A 20,964-nucleotide genomic window follows, 5' to 3' on the forward strand; every position below is an offset into this window, starting at 1 on the left:
AATTGAGGTTTATCTATGCCAATTTATGTTTACTGGGGTGAGGATGATTTTGCTATAGAAAAGGCGATCGCCCTTTTGCGCGATCGCGTCCTCGATCCCGACTGGATAAGTTTTAATTACACTGCATTCACCCCAGATCAAGCTGATGCTGCTATCCAGGGGTTAAATCAGGTGATGACACCCACTTTTGGCGGTGGTGGGCGCTTGGTATGGCTGATAAATACTACTCTGTGTCAGCACTGTCCAGAGAACGTCTTAGCGGAACTGGTGCGATCGCTACCTGTAATTCCCGAAAACTCATTTTTATTACTTACCAGCCGCAACAAGCCAGATGAACGCCTCAAATCCACGAAATTGTTAAAGCAATTTGCTACTGAATTCCGAGAATTTCCCCTCATTCCCCCTTGGAAAACAGAATTACTAGTGCAATCTGTTAATCAAGCAGCCCAGACTATGGGCGTGAAATTAACTGCCAATACTGCCCAGTTGTTGGCGGAATCCGTTGGAAATGATACACGCTTACTCTACAATGAAATAGAGAAATTGCGGTTATATGCTCAAGGTAGCAACAAGCCTTTAGACGTAGATACCGTTACAAAGTTAGTAAGAAATACTACTCAAAATAGCTTACAATTAGCAGCAGCAATCAGAACGGGAGATACAGCGAAAGCTTTGACAACCTTAGCAGATTTGATCGATGCTTCCGAGCCAGGATTACGGATAGTTGCCACACTGATTGGACAATTTCGCACCTGGCTATGGGTCAAGATTATGATAGAAAGTGGTGAGCGCAATCAACAAGCGATCGCTATTGCTGCTGATATCGGTAATCCCAAACGGATATACTTCCTCCAGCAAGAAATAAAACTGCTTTCTGTGCAACAGCTAATCTCTTGTTTACCTCTACTATTGGAGTTAGAAGTCAGCCTTAAGCAAGGAGCATCAGAAATGTCAACATTTCAGACTAAAGTCATCGAACTTTGTCAAGTCTGCCGAGGATGTTGACTATCAAATATAAAAACTTGATGTATTGAGCAGTTGCTGGAACTTCCAACTCAGAAAATAATTCAAAGTCCTTATAATATCCCTGATGTAGTTTTGTGTCACATACTATATGAAGAAAATTTCTGATTTATTTTACCAATCTAGCCGAAACAGAATCCTTTGCCAATCATTTTTTTTCGGCGCGATCGCTACTGCAAGTGTGATTTCTAACGCTTTTTCATTGAGTTCAAAAGTTTATAGTCAAACTCCACCACCAATAGCTAACAATACTCAAATCAACAGCTACGCTCAGGCCGTACTAGCAATGGAACCAGCCCGTCAAAATGCCTTTGAAGAAATTAAAAAACTTATTGGCAATGGAGAAATTCCCAAAATTGTTTGTAACGATTCTAACAGCATAAATGGTCTTCCTAGAAAGGCTCAAGATATCGCAGTAAATTACTGTAATCGTTCTCAAAAAATTGTTCAAGATAATGGTTTGAGCATCGATCAGTTCAACAAAATTACTATAGAGCTACAAAATAACGATATCTTGAAACGGCAGGTCTATAACACCTTATTACGGCTACAAAAAAGTCCTGATTCTCCTTAGTTCAAACTTGTATATAAATTAGATAGGATTAAATTTAAAATAACTACCCGTGCATAAAAACAAGGGCTAGTTATTGATTATTTACAAAAAACTGCAAGGATGGATTCACAAAATGCTTCTTTGGGGATAACAGGTTATTACTTATTAACCTATTCCATTTTATAAATCAATTTTTATCGCGCTCCCATTGGTCAATATATCAGATAGGTTTGATTGTCGCTTGGTGTGAATATTTTTCATGTGCTTCTTCACAGTGTTTATGGTGATGTAAAGCTTTATAGCAATTTCTTTGTAGCTATAGTTGCTTCGATAGAGAAACCAAATTTCAGCTTCTCGCGGCGTGAGGTCAAATTTTTTTACTTCAGTGAGTGCTACATTTTTCACTGACTCACATTGGTTTTCTATGGTCACTAATAAACAAGGCATTTCAAACCCGTCTAAATCTAGTAGTCTCACCCTAATCCGAAAAATATTTGACTTATCAAGGACAATTTTATCCGACAGAATCAAAAGTTTATCGGAAAATAAATACCGACTACTGAGTAACAATTCACAAATACTCCAGATAGCTGACGGGACAAAACTCTGGTTGAAATTGCCTTGATTGAATTGAGAACAAAGGCGATTAGCAGATGCATTCGTATGAACTATTTCACCAGTTTGGCTTAATATTAATATACCGTCTTCTAAGCCTTCAATTACTTCTTGTAAAAAATTAACTCGCTTCGAGTTATGTAAGTCAATACTATCTGGCTGTTGCAGTTCTGCTACTGTTTTTGTTTTGGCGCTCATAGGAAGTGTTTTAATGTATAAAATCATGCTAACTACAACCAGTAGATGTATGTTTTTCTACATAATTTTATTGAAATACTCAATCCATAATTCCATAATTTATGTAGCCTATTTGAATGAACTCAGATTACATAATTTAAATACAACTCTGAAATTACCTATTTCGGAAGAGGCAAAACTTTTTATCTCTATGTAAATTAATTGTCTTAACTCAAGCCTATTGTTTTTAAGGGTAGCCACTGCGTTGCCTATTGAAGCAACTTTTACCTTAAGCAGCAAGAAAGCTCACAGTGTACCTCGCACCAATACAAAATAACGGTCGCTACCGGAATAAAAATATACTTTATACGTAGAGATTTACCAACTACATTAAATTGCAAAAAAACTGCTTTTTGGTAATTGGGAAAAACTTTGAATTTGATATAAATTTTGATATTGCGAAAAAGGGTATTACCCAATTCTTATCATGAACCAGTGCTGAGTGGCGGGAGTTGGGAGTTAGCAAGAATTCTTCCCAATCCCCAATCCCCCATTTTCTCTAAGTCCGCCCGACAAGGCTGGCAACCACTGTAGCCAACTCAGCTGCTTCAATAGGTTTGGGTAAATGTAGCTGATAACCTTCTTGTATAGCTCGCATCCGATCCTCTGCCCTAGCATAAGCTGTCAAAGCTGCTGCGGGAATATTTCCCCCTAGTTCTGGTGGTTGCGATCGCAGTTTGCGGATTAAAGAATAACCATCCTCATCAGGCATACTAATGTCGCTGACTAAAACATCTGGTTTCCACTGTGCAATTACTTGCAATGCTTCTTGAACTGATGCTACTGCTTTAACTTCGGCTTGGCACTGTTCGAGGACTGTGGTGAGAAATTCACGGCTATCAGTTTGGTCATCTACAACCACTACTCGCACGCCAAGAAGGGAGACGAAGGAAAGGGGGGAGGGATACACACGTACAGGAGGAAAAGGGGAAAGAGAGGTACTTTTTAGAAGTGGTAGTTTGACTGTAAACGTCGCTCCTTGCTCTTTACCCGGACTATTTACGTAGACAGTACCGCCGTGTAATTCTACTAAATGATGCACGATCGCTAATCCTAGTCCTAATCCACCATAGGTTCTAGTGCTAGAACTATCAGCTTGACGAAAACGATCGAAGACGTAAGGAATAAAATCAGGACTGATACCAATGCCTGTGTCAATCACCTGAATTTGGGCATATTTATCTGTTATCTGTTGTTTTTCTTCGCCATTTACCACAGACAATTGCACCTCTACCCGTCCACCAGTGGGTGTAAATTTAATGGCATTGGATAGTAAATTCCAGATGATTTGCTGCAAACGCTCGAAATCACCGGAAACTAAGAATTGGGAGTTTTCGCCAAGTTTGCTGTCTTCTGAATCTTGATTGCTTTGGAATTGTGCTTCAGGAAATTTTAGATTTTCCTGATTGATTCCTAATCCCCAATCTGAATTTGCTGTTTCTTTTGAGGAAATAACGGAAAATCTTAAATCGATTTCCTTAGATTGGGCGGCTAGACTAACAGTCTCTAGGCTCGACTCAATCATCGGAACCAAATTACAAGTACGGACATTGAGGCGTAACTTGCCTCTAATCATCCGCGATATATCTAACAGGTCTTCAATTAGCTGGGTTTGCGCCTTAGCATTGCGCTCAATTGTCTCCGTAGCTCTAGCCATTTGGCTTTCACTAAGCTTGGTTCGTTGCAGAAGTTGCGCCCAGCCCAGAATTGCATTGAGGGGCGATCGCAATTCGTGAGACAATATCCCTAGAAACTCATCCTTCATCCGGTTAGCCTCTTGCAACTGCTCAGTTTGTTTTTGCAAAGAAGCAATTAAACTAGCCCGTTCCATTGCGATCGCTATTTGGTCGCATACTGCTTGCATCATCCCCTTTTGATTTTCGGTGAAGCTTAACCGAGTCCGACTGGCAAAAGAAAGAGTACCCAACAACCTTCCTTGAGCAATCAAGGGATAACTAGAATAAGCAGTAATGCCTAAAGAACGAATCAAGTCTGTTTTTGGGTCAGTTGATTCCTGTACATTCTCTAGAGCTATGGCACTACGCTCCTGGGCTACATTACCGCAAACCTCTTCACCAAACGCTAATGACTCGATTTCCTTTGCCACTTCTGGGGAAATGCCACTGTAAGACTCTAGTCGCATTACCTGAGAGTTATCCTCAACCAAATAGTTAAAGTAAACATCTAAACCAATTTGGTCTTTTAGTTTTCGATAGACGCTATCGATTAGTACTACTGGCTGTTGGCTTGAGAGTAAATCGCTAGCTGTGTCAAATAGTAGCTTTAGCCTTTTGTAACCTAACGAGAGCGCTTTTTGTACCTCCTTCAGGTTGCTAATCTCTTGAAATACCAAAATACAAGTTGCCGGATGACCGTGCATTGCTGGCAAGGTATCAGCAAATATCAGTAGAGAGCGCACACCTGCGGGAGTGTGCCAGTCTACCTCCAACCCATTGAGACGTTCGCCTAGGGCAACCCGTACTCCTGGCATTTGTTCATTGGGAATGCGATCGCCTGCCGCATCTGTATAGTGGTAAACTGTGTGATAATCCTTTGCTGCTACACCTTTAGGAAATTCGCCCCCAGCTAATTCATTAGCAGAGCGATTGGCAAAAGTTACCCGCGCCGTTCCTGGTTCAATAAACAGCAAGGGTCTTGGCATCAGATTTAGTACGTCCTCCAGCCATTTTTGCTGATTTATAAGTACTTCTTCTGCCTGTTTGCGCTCCGTAATATCTAAAAATGCACCAACGCTTCCTCTAGTTTTACCCTCTTCGTCAAATAGGGGTGCAACGGATTCCAGCAGGTTGACAATTTTTCCATTTTCATGGACTATATCAAGTTCGCAACCTAGAACTTCGACACCATGAGCAGCAGAGTATTGCATTGGGAGTTCTTCTGCTGAAAGTTCCCTTCCCTCTTTGTAGACTTTAAAGCTTGTGGATTTTTGGTCACTAGGAACGTTGAGGGAGGCATTAGTATCTGACGATATCCCTAACTGCTTGGCAAAAGCAGGGTTCACCTTGATATTTTGGCATTGTGGATCTTCAGCAATGCCAATTCCAATGGGAATTACCTCCAATAAAGTTTGTAACTCAGTAATGCGGCGCTGTAGATCCTTATTTAGTTGTAAGATTTTTTCCTTGGCCTGTTTTTGCTCGCTGATATTGCGAGTCACAGTTGCTAAGGCAATTGGCTGACCTGTATTGTTATCTGTAACAGTGAAGATATTGTAATCAACTGGTATTGGTTGACCTGTTTGGAGGTGTCGGAAGCAGAATTCTCCCTGCCAACGCCCTTGTAATAGCACATTTGGCAGTATATATTCTTGAAAATAGGCTTTGTCTTTGGGCATGAAGTAATCTAATACTACTTTTTGCCTTACTTCGTCAATGCTAGCAAGCCCTACCAGCTTTTGACCTGCATCATTTATATAGAGTAATTGACCCTCAAGGGTAGCTATACCGATAAAGTCAGAACTATTTTCTACCAGTGATACTAATTTTTGTTGCTCTGCTTCTGCTTGCTTGCGTTCCCTTAAATCGAGGATAAACGCTACTGACTCTTCCCGGTTTTCTCCAAGCAGCACATAACCAACTAAAACTGGGATACGGCTACCATCCTTGCGAATATATTCTTTCTCGTAGGGTGTACAAGTAGCGTTAGTATTTCCTTGTGCTTCAGCGACACCTTGCAGATCCAAGTATAGATACTCTGGTGGTGTGATATTGCTCCAACTTAATCTACCCCCTGACAAATCTTCCTGCGTGTAACCAATCATCCTCAAGAATTCATCGTTTGCCTCCTGGATACCGCCATACACATCGCCAAACAGAATACCAATGACGTTAGAATCTACAAAACTCGCCAGTTTATCCTGGTAGGTTCTCAGTGCTTCCTGAGCAAGATTGCGTTGATGGCTGAGGCGTTCAATAACTGCCGCACTTTGCCAAATCAAAATAGTAAAAATTACAATCAGGACGATCGCAAACACCGATACTGCAAAAGCCGGATCGTATTGTCCTGCGCGTTGACCTTCAACAATTACCCACCCCAATATAAAAGGTACTGCGATCGCGGCAATTAATAAACGACGTGCAAGTAAGCCGCCATAAGTATCACTTGTAACTACCCTCATTAACCCCTGTTCTGCCCGCGCCCACAGAATACCCATATTTAGTAAGATGAACAACACCGTCGTATGTAAAGCCATTGATGTTGTATAAGGGGCAAGTCCGTAGAGAACTTTCACTTTGTAGGCATAGCCCATGAGTGCCTGAAAGGAAATTAAAGTAGCGATTAGAGCGATAATCTGGGCATACCAATAACTACGGTGGTTTTTTGAATTAATCAAAATCTGTAGGGCGACGCTAACCAGCATAAAGTTGACTGCTGTGTTCACCCCCATTCGCCCCGGATGTGATGTCGCTATTGTAGTTGGCGAATCACTAAATACCAGTTCGTCAATGCCGAAATTCCAGCCAAATAAATATTGACAGAGTGTGAGTGTCGCAATTGTGGTAATCGCTATTGCACAGAAATTAGAAATTAGCAGAGTAGGAAAGAGGAATCTTTGGGGGTAATTTTGAACTGTTCTGTTCCCCTTCCTTGTTGCTTCCTGCTCCCTGCTTCCTGTTTTTGAACATAGCCATAGCGATAGACCACATAGCACAAAACACAGCGCTGTGTTGACTTTCATAGTGGCAGGACTCCCAGGAAAGCCGCGCTTAAGAACTTCAATGCCAAGACACCAGCCAACTAGTACCAAGCTGCCAACAAAAACAGCGATCGCACTTGCGACTTTTGCCACAAGTAAATTTACAGGGATTTTTATATCTTGCAGCCGCAAGCGGTTAACATTTAACATTTAGTGTTCTCTAACCGCATCTATCTAGCGTGGTAAACTTCCGTATTTCTTACGGTTTAATCATTTAGACCCTTTGTATTTTAGGCTACCCCTTGACTTACTTTTCATCTACCCAGATGCATATTTTTTCTTGCGTAATTTAGAGTAGGAAATAATCAGGGCTGAAAAAACCACCTTTGTGAGTATTTCAAAATTGCAGAGGATATCGGCTCGATGGCCAGCGATCGCTCCATTACAAACATACAGTCCGATTCTTTCTGCTGGTACATGAGCAAGAATGTGAATTGAAACTTGATAAGCCTGCTCAAGAATGGCGGGGTATAAATTTTTTAGAAATTTTATAGCTGCCTGGATTTATGATTACAAATATATTTAGTTTGAAACTATTTTTTGCTATAAATATTTGACTAAATTATCCACAATTAAGTATATTTCCATATCTAACATTATGCAGATATATTATTTACTAATAATAGTTTTTATGTATACAATAGCAAGCTAAAATACACATATTCAATTATTTTTTACAAGAGTTTCAAGACACATCAAAGCATAATACTGAAAGAGTTACTCCCTTTATAAGTACAGCAAAACAAGGTAGTTAGACAAAATTTGTAGCTGACTGAGATGAAAACTGGACGCTACACAAACATTCTGCAATCTGTACCCACTTCGACTGTACCCTTGCCTGAAATTTCTCAAAAAACCTGGAATAGTCAGTGTTGCGGTTCGCAGTTTGATCCGCAGAGACAGATAATCAACAACCCAGCAATTGATGAGATAAAAAGTAAAGACCATAGCTTTAGCCTGACTCAAAACAACTACTTGAATTTCCATATTTTGAGACCAATAAGAGGTCAAATATTCACAAATATTTTTTTAAGTGGGCAAATAGCCCAATTTTGTATTAGACATCTCGTAAATATACGGGAACTTCTTGTTTTGGGTTATGGTCACTTTATGTCACCTTGAATAGCGAGGAGGCTCCGACTATAACCACTCAAGCTTAAGCAATCCCTGATTTAGGCATTGCAGCTCCAATGTCTAATTTAACTGACTCTAACTCTTCCACAAGTCGCCGTTTACATCTAAAGGTACGGATAGTTACTTTATCCGTTACCAGCTTTTCCTGGATTGTCTTTATATATACAATAATTATACTTTGCTAGTCAGATTAACGCAGATTTATAAGACTTTCAAATTCCTAAAATGGATGTTTGCTTGTGGAAAAATTTCGCTGTAATCGACCAAATATTAGCATAATTATTTGTATATGGGCTAGAAAATCATGAAAGCTATATCAAACGACACCTTACAAATTTTTGCAGCCAAAAGCCTATATACTAGATTAGACTTTGATAAATTTGAGAGTTTTGTTAATTGCAACACCAAAAACGATTAATTTTTAGATGAAATACTAGCGTATCTTATAGTCTATAGTTTTTAAGGTTTAGTCAAAACTATATCCAGTATCATCAAAAAACTGCAAACTTCATGTGGTGCAAAAATCAAGCGGGGAGTGAAAACATGAATTTACGTAGAGATGCATTGCAAATCCTCCAAGAAACTAGTCGAACTTTTTATATCCCAATTAATCTTTTACCGCCAGGATTGCAAGAAGCAGTAGCATCGGCATATTTGTGTATGCGGGCCATTGATGAAATTGAAGATCATCCCGGACTAGATAATGCTACTAAAGCAAAGCTGTTAAGAACAATTAGTCTGACATTACAGGCAGGCGTTGATGGCTTCGCAGTGGATGCTTTCTTTGAAGGATTTAGTGGCTATGAGAATACCCTAGAAGAAGTCACTCTGAGAATTAGAGAATGGTCACTGCTAGCACCAGAAACCATTGCACCTCGAATTTGGGATGCCACTGCTGCAATGGCAGACCGTATGGCTTCTTGGGCAGAAATAAACTGGAAAATTTACACAGAGTCTGATTTGGATCGTTATACCTTTGGGGTTGCAGGTGCAGTGGGATTATTACTTTCGGACTTATGGACTTGGTACGATGGAACGCAAACTAACCGTACTCAGGCCATTGGGTTTGGTCGAGGTTTACAAGCAGTAAATATCCTGCGTAACCATACTGAAGATTTGGGGCGTGGGGTAGACTTCTTCCCAGAAGGTTGGAATGCAGCAAATATGCAAGAGTATGCGCGGCGCAATCTAGCCTTAGCTGAAGCTTATACCAAAGACCTTCCTACAGGCCCAGCCTTAGATTTTTGCCAAATTCCCTTAACTTTAGCTAATGGCACTCTTGACGCTCTTGCTAATGGTAAAGAGAAACTAAGCCGTAGTGATGTTTTTGCACTTATCGAACAGCTGATTAGTGTGAACATGAAAGCCAGCTAATACTCTCTTAAGGACTCATGGAGACAATTCTAAATTTCCTCCAAATTTAGGCATCCAAAATCCTACAGCGATTTTTTGTAAGGGAGCCAGTGTAGTATTTTCCCAACGCGTAACGCGTAGCGTCTCGTAGAGAAAGGGAGACGCTAAAAGCGTTAGCAAGTCCGCGAACGTCTGGGATCTCTCAAAATGAATGAATTGGGGTGTCATCGCCAAGGATCACAACTGGCATTGGTGACTGCCCTAATACCAATTTTAGATTTTGGAATAAAAACTTTAGATCGAACACTAGTTGTTAGTTAAGTATAATAAAATATTGTGTTCTGGCAAACTATTTACGTAATCCCAGCTAGACTTTAGGAACTCTTCAAAGGATTTCCAGCAGAAATTACCTGGCAACAGTTGATTAATATCTAAATAATTGAGAGAGAGTGTAATGCTCCCCGTGATTATTCGTGCAGCGAGTTGACAGTGCATGAGCTACTGCTTAAATCCTATCTGTCCCAATCCAGAAAATTTGGTAAATAGCCAAAGGTGTCAGTCTTGTGGCTCGCAACTACTGTTGCGCGATCGCTATCAGGCGATCGAACCATTAGGTCAAGGTGGCTTTGGAGCAACCTTCTTAGCCAACGATCGAGGCTTACCAGGAGAACCGAGTTGCGTAATCAAACAATTACGCCCATCAGGAAGCGCCCCACACGTTTTAAAGATGGCCAGAGAACTCTTTGAACGAGAAGCCAAAACTCTAGGTAAAATTGGCAACCATCCCCAAGTACCAAGATTGTTAGACTATTTTGAAAATAATGAACAATTTTATTTAGTTCAAGAATACATCAGTGGTGATACCTTGCAGGAGGAAGTCAAACTTAACGGCATCTTGAGCGAAACTGGAGTCAAGCAATTTTTAAGCGAGATTCTGCCACTACTGCAATACATCCACGAGCAAAAGGTGATCCATCGTGATATCAAGCCAGCAAACTTAATTCGCCGCAGTCAAGATGCCAGAATGGTACTCATCGACTTTGGTGCCGTCAAAAACCAAGTCACCCAAGGCGCAATAAATCAATCAGGACAAACAGCATTAACTGCTTATGCCATTGGTACTCCCGGTTTTGCGCCTCCAGAGCAAATGGCCATGCGTCCAGTCTACGCCAGTGATATTTATGCACTGGGGGTGACATGCATTTATTTGCTCACTAGCAAAACTCCTAAAGATTTAGATTACAATCCCAACACTGGTGAGATGATGTGGGAGCAACTTGTGCAAGTGAGCGATCACTTGAGCAATGTATTGCGAAAAATGTTAGACGTGTCTGTACGTAATCGCTATCAGTCGGCGGCAGATGTTCTTAGAGCCTTGGAAATAGAACCATACTTAGAAAGTTTAGCAAAGGGTTTACTAATTAAATCAGATACTGGGTCTAAAGAGCGAACACACAACCATCTGGAAAATTCTGCCGTTTTATGTAACAACTCTTCTGTCGCTGTTACCAGTGCAGGTGTGGCACAGGTAGCAGCAGCAATTCGTGCCAGACGAGCTAAGGCAACAGAAGCGGCTGGATTACACCAGGGTTCTGGGATGGGCAAATCAACAACTTTAGCTAACAGCAACAGTAATGGTTCGCAAGGTCAAACTTCTAAAGTTGAGCGTAAGTTAGATACCCAAGGTTTGTTAACCGCCTACCAGAAGGGAAGACGAGATTTTGCTCTCCACAATTTAAATTTGCTGAACCTGCAAGGTGCTGACTTATCAGGAACAAATTTCCATTCCACTCAATTCCAAAAAACCAATCTTCAGGGAGCTAATCTTCACAATAGTGACTTTGGTAGAGCCAGTCTTACTAAAGCAAATCTCAAGGATGCTAATCTGAGTAAAGCATACTTTAACCATGCTGATTTAGAAGGGGCAGACCTGCGAGGTGCAGACCTCAGTAATGCTTATCTCAGCAATGCTAACCTCCGAGGAGCTAACCTATGTGGTGCTAATCTTACCAGTGCAAAAATTTCTGATGAGCAGCTAGCACTAGCAAAAACAAATTGGATGACCGTGCGCCCCAATGGTAAACGAGGTTTATTGTAAATTGAAAGTTGAGATTTTGGAGCCAGCCCCTTGCTCTGGCTCTCAGACTAGTTTTCTACTTTTGAACAAGGGCTAGGGAGAATCAAATCTTAAGTTTAACTATATTATTTTATCAAGCTCACAAAGCTTGGATTTTTTATTAGTTTGATAAATAAAATCTGATTTTTATTGATAAAACTCAAATTTATTCAGAATTGACCAAGTAGATAGGATCTAGCAATTCTATTTGGTTTGTGAGAATTCCAATCCCCAAATGCCCGACTTTGTAAAAGTTGTCGGGGATTTTGTTGAGCGCAAATAATTCAGGATTGTTATAGTTGAGCCTAGCAATAGCGACCGCTCTAGAAAATGTTAAGAAATAACCGACGAGCTAGAAAAAATACACAGCTAGTTGGCAATTCTTAATTAAATCTTTATAATAAGGGTCTGTTACAAATAACAAATGATTATTTACAATAAACAATGAAAGATCATAATAATTTTTCATAGATATTTCCATGCTTTTTATTGCTATAAACAACAGGGAATCTGGCACTTAAAAGCTGTAAAATATAAAGCTCTAAAGCCACTCAAATTTTAAGATTACAGCGAAAAGTGAAAAATTAGTTAATTATCCCTGATTGTAGGCTGAAGCAGAATATTTACAACCGAAATCAGGTAATACAAGGTTTAGGTATCATGGCTGAATTTGCACAAACGGAAATAGAACGACGATTAACTTTATATCAGGTATTCCTCAAGTTGTATGAACACCACAGCAGCCTTCTAGATGAAATTCTTCAGCTAGAAAACATATCTCAACCGTCGTTGAGGAAAATGAAGGTATGTTACGTACATGGTGTAGTGGATACTGCTGCTGTTTATTTGATGACTAACTTATGCGACAATCAGACTCAAAGTTTACGACAGCCACAGCAGATATGGACAATAGGTCGTAATCGCAATAGTGGTATTTGCATTGCTGATAATTATATGTCTCGTCGCCACGCGGCTATTCAATATATTGACGATCAAGGTTTCTACTTCATAGACTTCAACAGTACCAATGGCTCGTTTGTAAATGGCGATCGCGCTTTTGGGCCAATCAAGCTCAAAGATGGCGATCGCATCCGTCTAGGAAACATGACTTTTGACTTTTTTGTGAATTATGCTTGCCGCATTTTGCCAACTGTAGCAATGGAGTTATTGATGCAGCTTGTGCAGAAAAAGAAGGAACAATTAGAAATACTTACTTTATCTCCTGACAGACAAATATTTATACCTGCAAAAGCAGATGAAAATTTAGATGTTTTCAGAAATTCCCCACTATTTGAGAAGTTTAAACATGACTATAATAACTTTAGTTCAGAACAGAAATCAGAAATTTTAGACCGTTTTTTTAGCAGACAAAAACCCTACAATCACAGCTAAAAAATTGAAAAGTAAAGAATATCTGCAAAAATCAAGAGTGCTTTGCCTGCTTGATTTTGGGAATACTGTAATCAGAATTGAGTAAATAGGAAGCATCATGGCTGGGTTATTGCATCAACCAGGTGATGCGATCGCAGGACGCTATCAGATTCGCCATGTTTTAGGACATGGTGGTATGGGTATTACTTATGCGGCTGAGGATTTGCAAACTAATCAACCTGTGGCGCTGAAAGTGCTTTCCTTCCATCACATCAAAGATTGGAAAATGCTGGAATTATTTGAACGAGAAGCGAAAATTGTCGCTAATCTCAACTATCCGGGGATTCCGCAATATTTGAATTACTTTCAAATAGAGACAGATGGCGATCGCACTTTCTATCTGGTGCAAGAACTAGCCGCAGGACAATCTCTCTTTGAGCTAGTTAATCAAGGCTGGAAACCAAGCGTTGAGGAAGTACAGGTTATTGCTACTCAAGTGCTGGAAATTTTGGTGTATTTGCAGCACTTGACCCCACCTGTAATTCATCGAGACATTAAACCACAAAATCTGATCCGCCACGACAATGGGCAGATTTTTCTGGTAGATTTTGGGGCAGTTCAAGATACCTATCACAACACTGTAACTGGTGGCAGTACTGTAGTAGGAACTTTTGGCTATATGGCTCCCGAACAATTTCGTGGACAGGCGGTGTTATCTACCGACTTGTATGGACTGGGGACAACGTTGTTATTTTTGCTAACAGGCATATCCCCCGCAGATTTACCACACCATCAACTTGTCATCGACTTTCATAGTCTTGTCCAATTGCCCAAACGCTTTACTGCTTGGTTAGAGCGAATGATTGAACCAATCAGTACAGTACGATTTCCCTCGGCTGTAGAAGCGTTAGTTGTCTTACAAGGAAAGCAACCACTCCCACCGCGTACAGCCACTTATAACTGACCCAAACAAAGCAAAATTCAATTAACCACAAAAACTGAGAAAATGATCGTTAATATTCCTCCCTCACTCCTCAATAGCCCTCAGAGTTTGTGGTTAGGTTTATCACCGATGTTTGGATATGTCTTCATCTTTTGGATTGTTTATGCTTTGATTGTTGAGGTACTAGAACCTGGGCTTGAAATTAACCCTGAATGGGAGCTAATATTTCGCCTTATTATTTTGATGTCTGGTTTTTTCCCCTTAGCTTTAGGCATTTGCCCCTATGCGGCTCAAAGTTTGCTTTTTAGCAGTCCTTTTCGGACTCGGATTGAAATTCAGCCGTCGTTGAACATTCAGATGACATACTCTTTAGGATTTTTGACTTTCCAGCTAGTACTGCTACCGATGGGGAGAAACGCCAAACTTCAGGCAAGTTTGACTCCAATAAAGCACCAGTTTTCTTTCGTAAAAAATCTCAACTCGTTTTGTACTTTAGCGATCGCCTCAACAAAAATCAAGTTTGGACTATTTTTGAGCAACAAAGAGAAAGCATGGTTAGTAAATGAAATTAACGCCTTTGCCGAGCGCCATAACTATGAATAGCACTAGCTTCTCCCAAAGGGAGAAGATTGCATTTTAGCTCTTCTCCCCATATATAACCTAATTACAAATTAGTAATGCCTATCTAATTAATACATCCACGTTCCTTATTCTTCTGGCTCTAAGTCGCCTTCTTCCTCTTCATCTTCTTCACTGGCTTTCGCTACGGAGTTAGCAGAAACAACAGCGCCTTTATCTAGCTTTTCACGCACTAGTTTCTTAATTTCCTCAGCAAATTCAGGTTTTTCTTCTAGATACTTAATGGCGTTGTCTCGTCCTTGGGAGATGTTATCGCCGTTATAACTATACCAAGCTCCTTTGCGGACAATAATGGAAGTTTCTTCTGCCAAGTCTACAATACAACCCAAGGTAGAAATTCCTTTACCAAAAATAATGTCAAATTCCGCAATCCTAAAAGGTGGCGCTACTTTGTTTTTGGCGACTTTGACTTTAACGCGATTACCAAATTCATCTGTACCTTTTTTCAAGGTTTGAATCCGGCGAATATCCAAGCGCACCGAAGCATAAAATTTCAATGCGTTACCGCCAGTTGTGGTTTCTGGGCTACCGTAAGTAACACCGATTTTTTGCCGCAACTGGTTAATGAAAATTACTGTACAACCAGATTTACCAATGTTACCCGTTATTTTACGTAGAGCTTGGCTCATCAACCGCGCTTGTAAACCAACGTGAATATCACCCATATCGCCTTCAATTTCAGCGCGGGGAACTAGTGCTGCTACTGAGTCAATGACTACAATATCAACCGCAGCAGAGCGAACAAGCTGATCGACAATTTCCAAAGCTGATTCGCCAGTGTCAGGTTGGGAAATCAGCAAATTGTCAATATCTACACCCAATGCCGCAGCATAAGTGGGATCGAGAGCGTGTTCAGCATCAACAAAAGCAGCAATACCGCCATTTCTTTGCACTTCGGCGAGGGCATGTAAGGCTACTGTAGTCTTACCAGAACTTTCTGGCCCATAAATTTCAATTACCCGCCCCTTGGGTAAACCACCGCCCAATGCTAAATCTAGAGTCAGCGCTCCACTGGAAATTGTTTCCACCCGCATCCGGGTAGCATCACCCAGGCGCATGATTGCTCCTTTACCAAAGCTGCGCTCAATTTGGTTGAGTACCATAGTCAGCGCTTTTTGCTTGCCGGAAGTATCGGTGTTGATAGCCATTTCTGCCTCTAATGCCTCTAAATATATGGTTTTAAGGAGTGTTGGTTTGGGAGTTTGAGTAGAACAGATATACTATTTTAACCAGAAAATTCTGGAATAGGACTTCTCAAATCAAAAAAGGGGTGTGACAAGATCGTAACTCGATCGCTACCAGATTAGGGTAGTTTTGCACAATGATACCAACTTGCATTCAGAGATAGCTTTTTTTAGCTGGGTAAGCAAGGGATTTTCAAAGAAAAACTATCTAATTGACACTCTCAGTAGAACCTTCCTTGTGAACATTTGCAAAGGTGGCTAAATTAGGAGCGATCGCTATGCCATTCAGCATATCATCTAGGGCGGCTTCATCGGTCAGGGCAGATGTAGATAGCTTCTCGGAAGTAGTGAAGAAAGAGATTTTCAAAGCTTTAGGTACCTTTCACCTGCAAGATGTTCTTACTTGATGTTTAGTAACAAGAACAATATAGTGAATATTATGAGTTTAGTTACCATAATAGGGAAGTTTTACCTTTAATACCTATTAGTGCAATGTGGGGAGAATTTCAGGGAACCATATAAATGTAGTTTTCACCCTGCTTTCTCAAGTAATTCTTTTATGGTTAAAAGTTCATCTACAAAAATCCAAGACCTGACACAAAACAAAGAAGCTTTTTTAAGTAGGTGGGTGAGAAAATTTATAACTATGTCATTGCGAACGTAACGAAGTGGAGTGAAGCAATCACAAGGTTTTCACCGCTTTTACTTTTCGTTACATAGTTATATTTATTTGTGCCTGCCTACTTAGAAACAATTGGTAATCACCTAAATATTAAATACCTCAAGCTTGTTAATCATACTGCTAGTAAAAGAACAGAGTGGTCTTACAAAGAATCTTGTAAAATTGGTGCTACCTTCGATTTACATTGGGCAATGAACGAAGATATGAAGAAAGGATTGAGCGAGGAGGAAATTAGTAAGAGATTGGAACGAAAAAAAATGATGCAAAAAAAGCAGATCCGGGCGATCGCATTCTATTGTGCCAAAACCATAAAAATCATGGCCATCGCGTAACTCATGTGGTGGAAACAGTTAGTTCCACTGCTGAAAACAGAGATGAGATGTGGACACGCGAAGTTCAGGTAATTTGGGTTGCACAACACCCTTGGGAGAAATATGCACCACAGACAAAAAATGTAATTGGCGACTTTTTATTCAAAGGTGGTAACTTGCTCAGTACTAATGCTCCCTCAATTGTTCTGAATTTAGATGCACTGAAATAATTGGGCTTATGGAAATAATCTAGTGCGTTACACTGCGTTACACTGCGTTAACGCACTCTACAAATAAATCAACTCTTAAACTTCTACATTCAAAGCACGCACCAAAAAAGCCCACTTATCTGCGGCTTCTTCGATAATTTTAGTTGTGGGTTTACCCGCACCATGTCCCGCTTTAGTTTCAATTCTAATTAGGGTTGGTGCATCACCTGCGTGAGCTTCTTGCAAAGCGGCAGCAAATTTGAAACTATGAGCAGGGACAACGCGATCGTCGCGATCGGCTGTGGTAATTAAGGTTGCTGGGTAAGCTGTATCTGGTTTGATGTTGTGGAGTGGCGAATAAGCATACAGCGCTGGAAACTCTTCTGAATTATCTGCTGAACCATATTCGGAAGTCCAAGCCCAGCCGATGGTAAATTTGTGGAATCGCAACATATCCATTACGCCGACGGCGGGTATTGCTGCACCGAATAAATCGGGGCGCTGTGTGATGCAAGCACCCACCAATAAGCCACCATTACTACCACCTGCGATCGCCAGTTTCTCAGTTTTAGTATACTTATTTGCAATCAACCACTCAGCAGCGCTAATAAAGTCATCAAAGACATTCTGCTTTTTATCCTTCATTCCTGCTTGATGCCATTCTTCGCCGTATTCTCCACCGCCGCGGAGATTGGGCATAGCATAGATCCCACCCATCTCCATCCACACCAACAGACTCACCGAAAAGCTAGGTGTCATTGAGGCATTAAAACCACCATAGGCATAGAGATAAGTGGGGTTATTTCCATCTAATTTAATGCCCTTTTTATGAGTAATAAACATTGGTACTCTAGTACCATCTTTGCTTTGATAAAAAACTTGTTTTGTTTCGTAATTATCTGGATTAAAATCTACCTGTGGCTGGCGAAAAACAGTACTTTTACCAGTTATCATATCGTAGCGATAGATAGTTCCTGGTGTGGTGAAACTGGTGTAACTATAAAAAGTTTCGGTATCATGACGCTTCCCTCCAAAGCCACCGGCTGAACCAAGTCCAGGTAGTTCTACCTCACGAATAAATGCACCTTTGAGGTCAAAAATCTTAATTTGGCTATGAGCATCTTTGAGATAATCAGTAACAAATTGGTTATTGAGTATGCCTAAACTTTCCAACGTTTCTGCTAATTGGGGAATGATTTCTTGCCAATTTTCTGGTGCAGGTTTTTTGGTGTCAATTGCAATAACTCTTCCCCGTGGTGCTTTTAAATCGGTGCGGAAATAAAACACGCTATCATCATTATCGATAAAGCTGTAATCTGCCTCAAATTGGTTAATTAGTTCTACTACCTCAGCATTAGGGTTAGTCAAATCTTTAAAGAAAAGCAAATTTTTGGAGTCAGTACCTAGCCAAATTGAAATTATTAAATAACGTCCATCTTCAGTAACACCGCCACTAAAACCCCATTCCTTTTGGTCAGGACGATGATAAATTAGTGCATCTTCTGATTGAGATTTACCTAGTTGATGATAGTAGAGCTTTTGATAATAGTTAACATCTTCTAATTGAGTTTTTTCATTCGGCTCATCGTAGCGACTGTAAAAGAAACCTTGATGATCGTGTGTCCACGATGCACCAGAAAACTTAATCCACTTCAGATGGTCTTGCAGGTCTTCACCAGTTTCTACATCGCGTACTTTCCACTCTTGCCAATCAGAACCAGAGGTAGATAGACCATAAGCTAAAAGTTTACCATCCTCACTAATAGACAATCCTGAAAGAGCAACAGTGCCATCTTCTGAAAGTTTATTGGGGTCGAGTAAAACTTTGGGTTCGCCGTCGAGAGTTTTTAGAGTGTAGAGGACACTTTGATTTTGTAGTCCGTTATTTTTGAAATAAAAGTAACGTTCGCCTTCTTGAAAAGGGATACCATATTTTTCATAATCCCAAAGTTTGGTAAGGCGCTGTTTAATTTTTTCTCTGGCAGAAATTTCACTCAAGTAGCCAAAGGTAATTTTATTTTGGGCTTCAATCCAAGTCCTTGTTTCTTCAGAGTCAGGATCTTCTAACCAACGGTAAGGATCTGCAACTGAAGTACCGTGATAGTTATCGACTTGATTGCTTTTGTGGCTGGATGGGTAGGTGAAGAGTTTTTTGGAGGACGGCATAATCTCACGTCGAAAGTGCTTCTTTACATACTACAAAAACTGACCAAATCTACGGGAAAATTCTAAGGGAAAAGAGTAGCTGCTGGTTTACTACTAAGCACAATAAAGACTTAACCCCCAGCCCTTCCCTACAAGGCTACGTGTACACACAAGTCCTAAAAACCTAGCTTGATGAGGCTTTCCTCATTCTCATACACAGCATGGGAATGAGAGAAATAGCATTGTCAGTCGATGCAATGTGATTGTTAGTCGATACAATGCCATTGTCAGTCGATGCAATGCTATTGTTAGTCGATACAATGCCATTGTTAGTCGATGCAATGTGATTGTTAGTCGATGCAATGCCATTTTTAGTCAATGCAATGCCATTGTCAGTCGATACAATGCCATTGTATGGTCAACGAGACTTGTGTTTACACTGTAGCCCTACAAGGCAAGGGGAGTAAGATTCAAAGTCTTTTAGATTAACAGCAGGATTTAGTAGACTACTTGCCACCAACCGAAGGCTGGGCCAATAAAACGGATAGTTGCCCATCCTACAGCCATAAGGATAATGCCTATCCAAGCACCACGAGTTGTCCAACTGACAAATTGTTCGCCTTGAATTTTTGTGATGGGAAGCCAAGGCAAGATTCGAGTCTCTTGACCGTATGTTTCCCCTTGTGTGGTTTTGCGACGCTTTGCTTCACCCATAATCAGCAACTCAAATTTTACTTAGGTTCTAAATTTATCTTGCCAGGAATCATCATTAAATAATTCGTAATTCGTAATTCGTAATTCGTAATTATGTTAGTGACGCGAAAAGCTAGTCTGCTTACTCCTGGAAATAAGCAAGCAGCAAGAGGGTTTCGCAGAGAGCGTCATTAGTTATTATGAATTATGATGAATCGCATTACCTTCGGAAAATGTAAATTGGGCATTGGGTATTGACTTTAAGCAGAATTTTCTTCATCGGTATTAGAAAATAGACTGGGGTCGAGATAGTTAATGCGGGCGAGAGGACTTAAGGCAGCGAGAATTTGAGCGCCGTAGCTACGGTTAACTACCCGACTATCAAGTAAAGCAACAATGCCTTGACTTTCTCGGACTGGCGCGATCGCTCTTTGTAATTCATTTAAGGCTGTCGGCAATAAATATAAACGAAACCAATCTTGATGCGATCGCTTATAAAGAGCTACCCTACCAGCTACAAGCGGATTTTCTAAAGATGGTAAAGGTAAAGTAGCAATAATTAACAGATGGGGTGCTGGCAAAACTCGTTGATGTTCTCGCCAAAATTCCCAACCACTAATCAAAATACCATTTTCATCTAAACAAGTTTTTTCTACCTGCACCCGCGAACCAAACTCTGAAGCCAAAATTGTCGCCACTTGAGCCTTGAGTGGGACATCCCCCACCAAGACAACCGTTAACCCTGCTGCTGTAGCACTGAGACAAACCAGTGTGCGGACTTTGTGAATAAATGCCGCTTGAAATTCTGGCGTGTTGGGTAGAGGCAATTTATAGGGTACATAGAGTTGAATCGCTTCCGCTTGCCTCTCCGAAGAAAACTTTAGGCAAGTTAAATCATCTAAGCCAAGGCGCTGTCGGAAAAGAGTAGCCTCAGTTTCTGGTTCTATGGCGCTGCCAATTAAAACTACTGGTTGTCGCTGCCATAAGGGTGAGAGGATTTCCCTTAATTCCATTGGGGCGTAGTGCAAAGAAAATAAAC

The 20,964-nt window shown here is 40.6% G+C and carries 16 protein-coding genes; 9 read left to right on the forward strand and 7 right to left on the reverse strand.

The genetic code is table 11. From position 1 onward, the window contains the following. The first annotated feature begins 15 nt into the window (after positions 1-15). Positions 16-1,005 (forward strand): DNA polymerase III subunit delta, encoded by a 990-nt coding sequence (gene holA / locus CDG79_RS02125; protein ID WP_094340140.1) that lies wholly within the window; start codon positions 16-18, stop codon positions 1,003-1,005. 109 nt (positions 1,006-1,114) lie between these two features. Beyond that, positions 1,115-1,597 carry a DUF4168 domain-containing protein gene (locus CDG79_RS02130; protein ID WP_094340143.1) on the forward strand — a complete coding sequence of 161 codons (483 nt, stop codon included), beginning with the start codon at positions 1,115-1,117 and terminating at the stop codon, positions 1,595-1,597. Positions 1,598-1,756: 159 nt separating this feature from the next. Here the strand turns inward: CDG79_RS02130 and CDG79_RS02135 are convergent, their stop codons facing one another. Together CDG79_RS02135 and CDG79_RS02140 are read right to left on the reverse strand one after the other, a co-directional pair. Continuing rightward, positions 1,757-2,389: a LuxR C-terminal-related transcriptional regulator gene (locus CDG79_RS02135; RefSeq protein ID WP_094340184.1), complete on the reverse strand. Its 633-nt coding sequence runs from the start codon at positions 2,387-2,389 to the stop codon at positions 1,757-1,759. Positions 2,390-2,927: 538 nt separating this feature from the next. Then, positions 2,928-7,295: a PAS domain S-box protein gene (locus CDG79_RS02140; protein WP_094340145.1), complete on the reverse strand. Its 4,368-nt coding sequence runs from the start codon at positions 7,293-7,295 to the stop codon at positions 2,928-2,930. Between the two features lie 1,527 nt (positions 7,296-8,822). On the opposite strand from CDG79_RS02140, the gene CDG79_RS02150 reads away from it, so the two are divergent. The 5 genes from CDG79_RS02150 (at position 8,823) to CDG79_RS02175 (ending at position 14,665) form a co-directional block, all read left to right on the forward strand. Beyond that, the gene (locus CDG79_RS02150) at positions 8,823-9,653 is read left to right on the forward strand and encodes a squalene/phytoene synthase family protein (RefSeq protein WP_094340186.1); all 831 of its coding nucleotides are present in this window, start codon (positions 8,823-8,825) and stop codon (positions 9,651-9,653) included. A gap of 472 nt (positions 9,654-10,125) precedes the next feature. Further along, the gene (locus CDG79_RS02160) at positions 10,126-11,730 is read left to right on the forward strand and encodes a serine/threonine-protein kinase (RefSeq protein ID WP_094340153.1); all 1,605 of its coding nucleotides are present in this window, start codon (positions 10,126-10,128) and stop codon (positions 11,728-11,730) included. A gap of 678 nt (positions 11,731-12,408) precedes the next feature. Beyond that, on the forward strand, positions 12,409-13,140 hold the full coding sequence (locus tag CDG79_RS02165; RefSeq protein WP_094340155.1) for an FHA domain-containing protein: 732 nt from the start codon (positions 12,409-12,411) through the stop codon (positions 13,138-13,140). Positions 13,141-13,237: 97 nt separating this feature from the next. Further along, positions 13,238-14,083: a serine/threonine protein kinase gene (locus tag CDG79_RS02170; protein WP_094340157.1), complete on the forward strand. Its 846-nt coding sequence runs from the start codon at positions 13,238-13,240 to the stop codon at positions 14,081-14,083. Positions 14,084-14,125: 42 nt separating this feature from the next. Beyond that, positions 14,126-14,665, forward strand: a complete 540-nt coding sequence (locus CDG79_RS02175) for a hypothetical protein (RefSeq protein ID WP_094340159.1) — start codon at positions 14,126-14,128, stop codon at positions 14,663-14,665. A 104-nt stretch (positions 14,666-14,769) separates the two neighbouring features. Here the strand turns inward: CDG79_RS02175 and recA are convergent, their stop codons facing one another. Both recA and CDG79_RS42055 read right to left on the reverse strand, forming a co-directional pair. Beyond that, positions 14,770-15,849, reverse strand: a complete 1,080-nt coding sequence (gene recA / locus CDG79_RS02180) for a recombinase RecA (protein ID WP_094330172.1) — start codon at positions 15,847-15,849, stop codon at positions 14,770-14,772. A 244-nt stretch (positions 15,850-16,093) separates the two neighbouring features. Continuing rightward, positions 16,094-16,252 carry a hypothetical protein gene (locus CDG79_RS42055; protein WP_189524850.1) on the reverse strand — a complete coding sequence of 53 codons (159 nt, stop codon included), beginning with the start codon at positions 16,250-16,252 and terminating at the stop codon, positions 16,094-16,096. Positions 16,253-16,617: 365 nt separating this feature from the next. Here CDG79_RS42055 and CDG79_RS02185 point away from each other — a divergent pair, with 365 nt between their 5' ends. Both CDG79_RS02185 and CDG79_RS02190 read left to right on the forward strand, forming a co-directional pair. Then, complete coding sequence (locus CDG79_RS02185) at positions 16,618-16,899, forward strand: hypothetical protein (protein WP_094340161.1); 282 nt, start codon at positions 16,618-16,620, stop codon at positions 16,897-16,899. Positions 16,900-16,907: 8 nt separating this feature from the next. Beyond that, positions 16,908-17,108, forward strand: a complete 201-nt coding sequence (locus tag CDG79_RS02190) for a hypothetical protein (protein WP_094340163.1) — start codon at positions 16,908-16,910, stop codon at positions 17,106-17,108. 75 nt (positions 17,109-17,183) lie between these two features. On the opposite strand, the gene CDG79_RS02195 is transcribed toward CDG79_RS02190, so the two are convergent. From CDG79_RS02195 to CDG79_RS02205, 3 genes are all read right to left on the reverse strand, one after another. Continuing rightward, on the reverse strand, positions 17,184-19,253 hold the full coding sequence (locus CDG79_RS02195) for a prolyl oligopeptidase family serine peptidase (RefSeq protein WP_094340165.1): 2,070 nt from the start codon (positions 19,251-19,253) through the stop codon (positions 17,184-17,186). A gap of 477 nt (positions 19,254-19,730) precedes the next feature. Then, on the reverse strand, positions 19,731-19,946 hold the full coding sequence (locus tag CDG79_RS02200) for a DUF2839 domain-containing protein (protein ID WP_094333182.1): 216 nt from the start codon (positions 19,944-19,946) through the stop codon (positions 19,731-19,733). A gap of 239 nt (positions 19,947-20,185) precedes the next feature. Beyond that, on the reverse strand, positions 20,186-20,964 hold a 779-nt coding region (locus tag CDG79_RS02205; RefSeq protein ID WP_333782989.1), incomplete at its 5' end, for a helicase C-terminal domain-containing protein.

Source organism: Nostoc sp. 'Peltigera membranacea cyanobiont' 232 (genome assembly GCF_002245985.1).
Classification (GTDB): domain Bacteria; phylum Cyanobacteriota; class Cyanobacteriia; order Cyanobacteriales; family Nostocaceae; genus Nostoc.

What these genes read in the sequence shown, in the direction of transcription:
- CDG79_RS02140 (WP_094340145.1), bottom strand. Translation starts at nt 7,295, where the DNA reads ATGTTAAATGTTAACCGCTTGCGGCTGCAAGATATAAAAATCCCTGTA.
- CDG79_RS02135 (WP_094340184.1), bottom strand. Translation starts at nt 2,389, where the DNA reads ATGAGCGCCAAAACAAAAACAGTAGCAGAACTGCAACAGCCAGATAGT.
- CDG79_RS02165 (WP_094340155.1), top strand. Translation starts at nt 12,409, where the DNA reads ATGGCTGAATTTGCACAAACGGAAATAGAACGACGATTAACTTTATAT.
- CDG79_RS02195 (WP_094340165.1), bottom strand. Translation starts at nt 19,253, where the DNA reads ATGCCGTCCTCCAAAAAACTCTTCACCTACCCATCCAGCCACAAAAGC.
- holA (WP_094340140.1), top strand. Translation starts at nt 16, where the DNA reads ATGCCAATTTATGTTTACTGGGGTGAGGATGATTTTGCTATAGAAAAG.
- CDG79_RS02175 (WP_094340159.1), top strand. Translation starts at nt 14,126, where the DNA reads ATGATCGTTAATATTCCTCCCTCACTCCTCAATAGCCCTCAGAGTTTG.
- recA (WP_094330172.1), bottom strand. Translation starts at nt 15,849, where the DNA reads ATGGCTATCAACACCGATACTTCCGGCAAGCAAAAAGCGCTGACTATG.
- CDG79_RS02150 (WP_094340186.1), top strand. Translation starts at nt 8,823, where the DNA reads ATGAATTTACGTAGAGATGCATTGCAAATCCTCCAAGAAACTAGTCGA.
- CDG79_RS02170 (WP_094340157.1), top strand. Translation starts at nt 13,238, where the DNA reads ATGGCTGGGTTATTGCATCAACCAGGTGATGCGATCGCAGGACGCTAT.
- CDG79_RS02160 (WP_094340153.1), top strand. Translation starts at nt 10,126, where the DNA reads ATGAGCTACTGCTTAAATCCTATCTGTCCCAATCCAGAAAATTTGGTA.
- CDG79_RS02130 (WP_094340143.1), top strand. Translation starts at nt 1,115, where the DNA reads ATGAAGAAAATTTCTGATTTATTTTACCAATCTAGCCGAAACAGAATC.
- CDG79_RS02200 (WP_094333182.1), bottom strand. Translation starts at nt 19,946, where the DNA reads ATGGGTGAAGCAAAGCGTCGCAAAACCACACAAGGGGAAACATACGGT.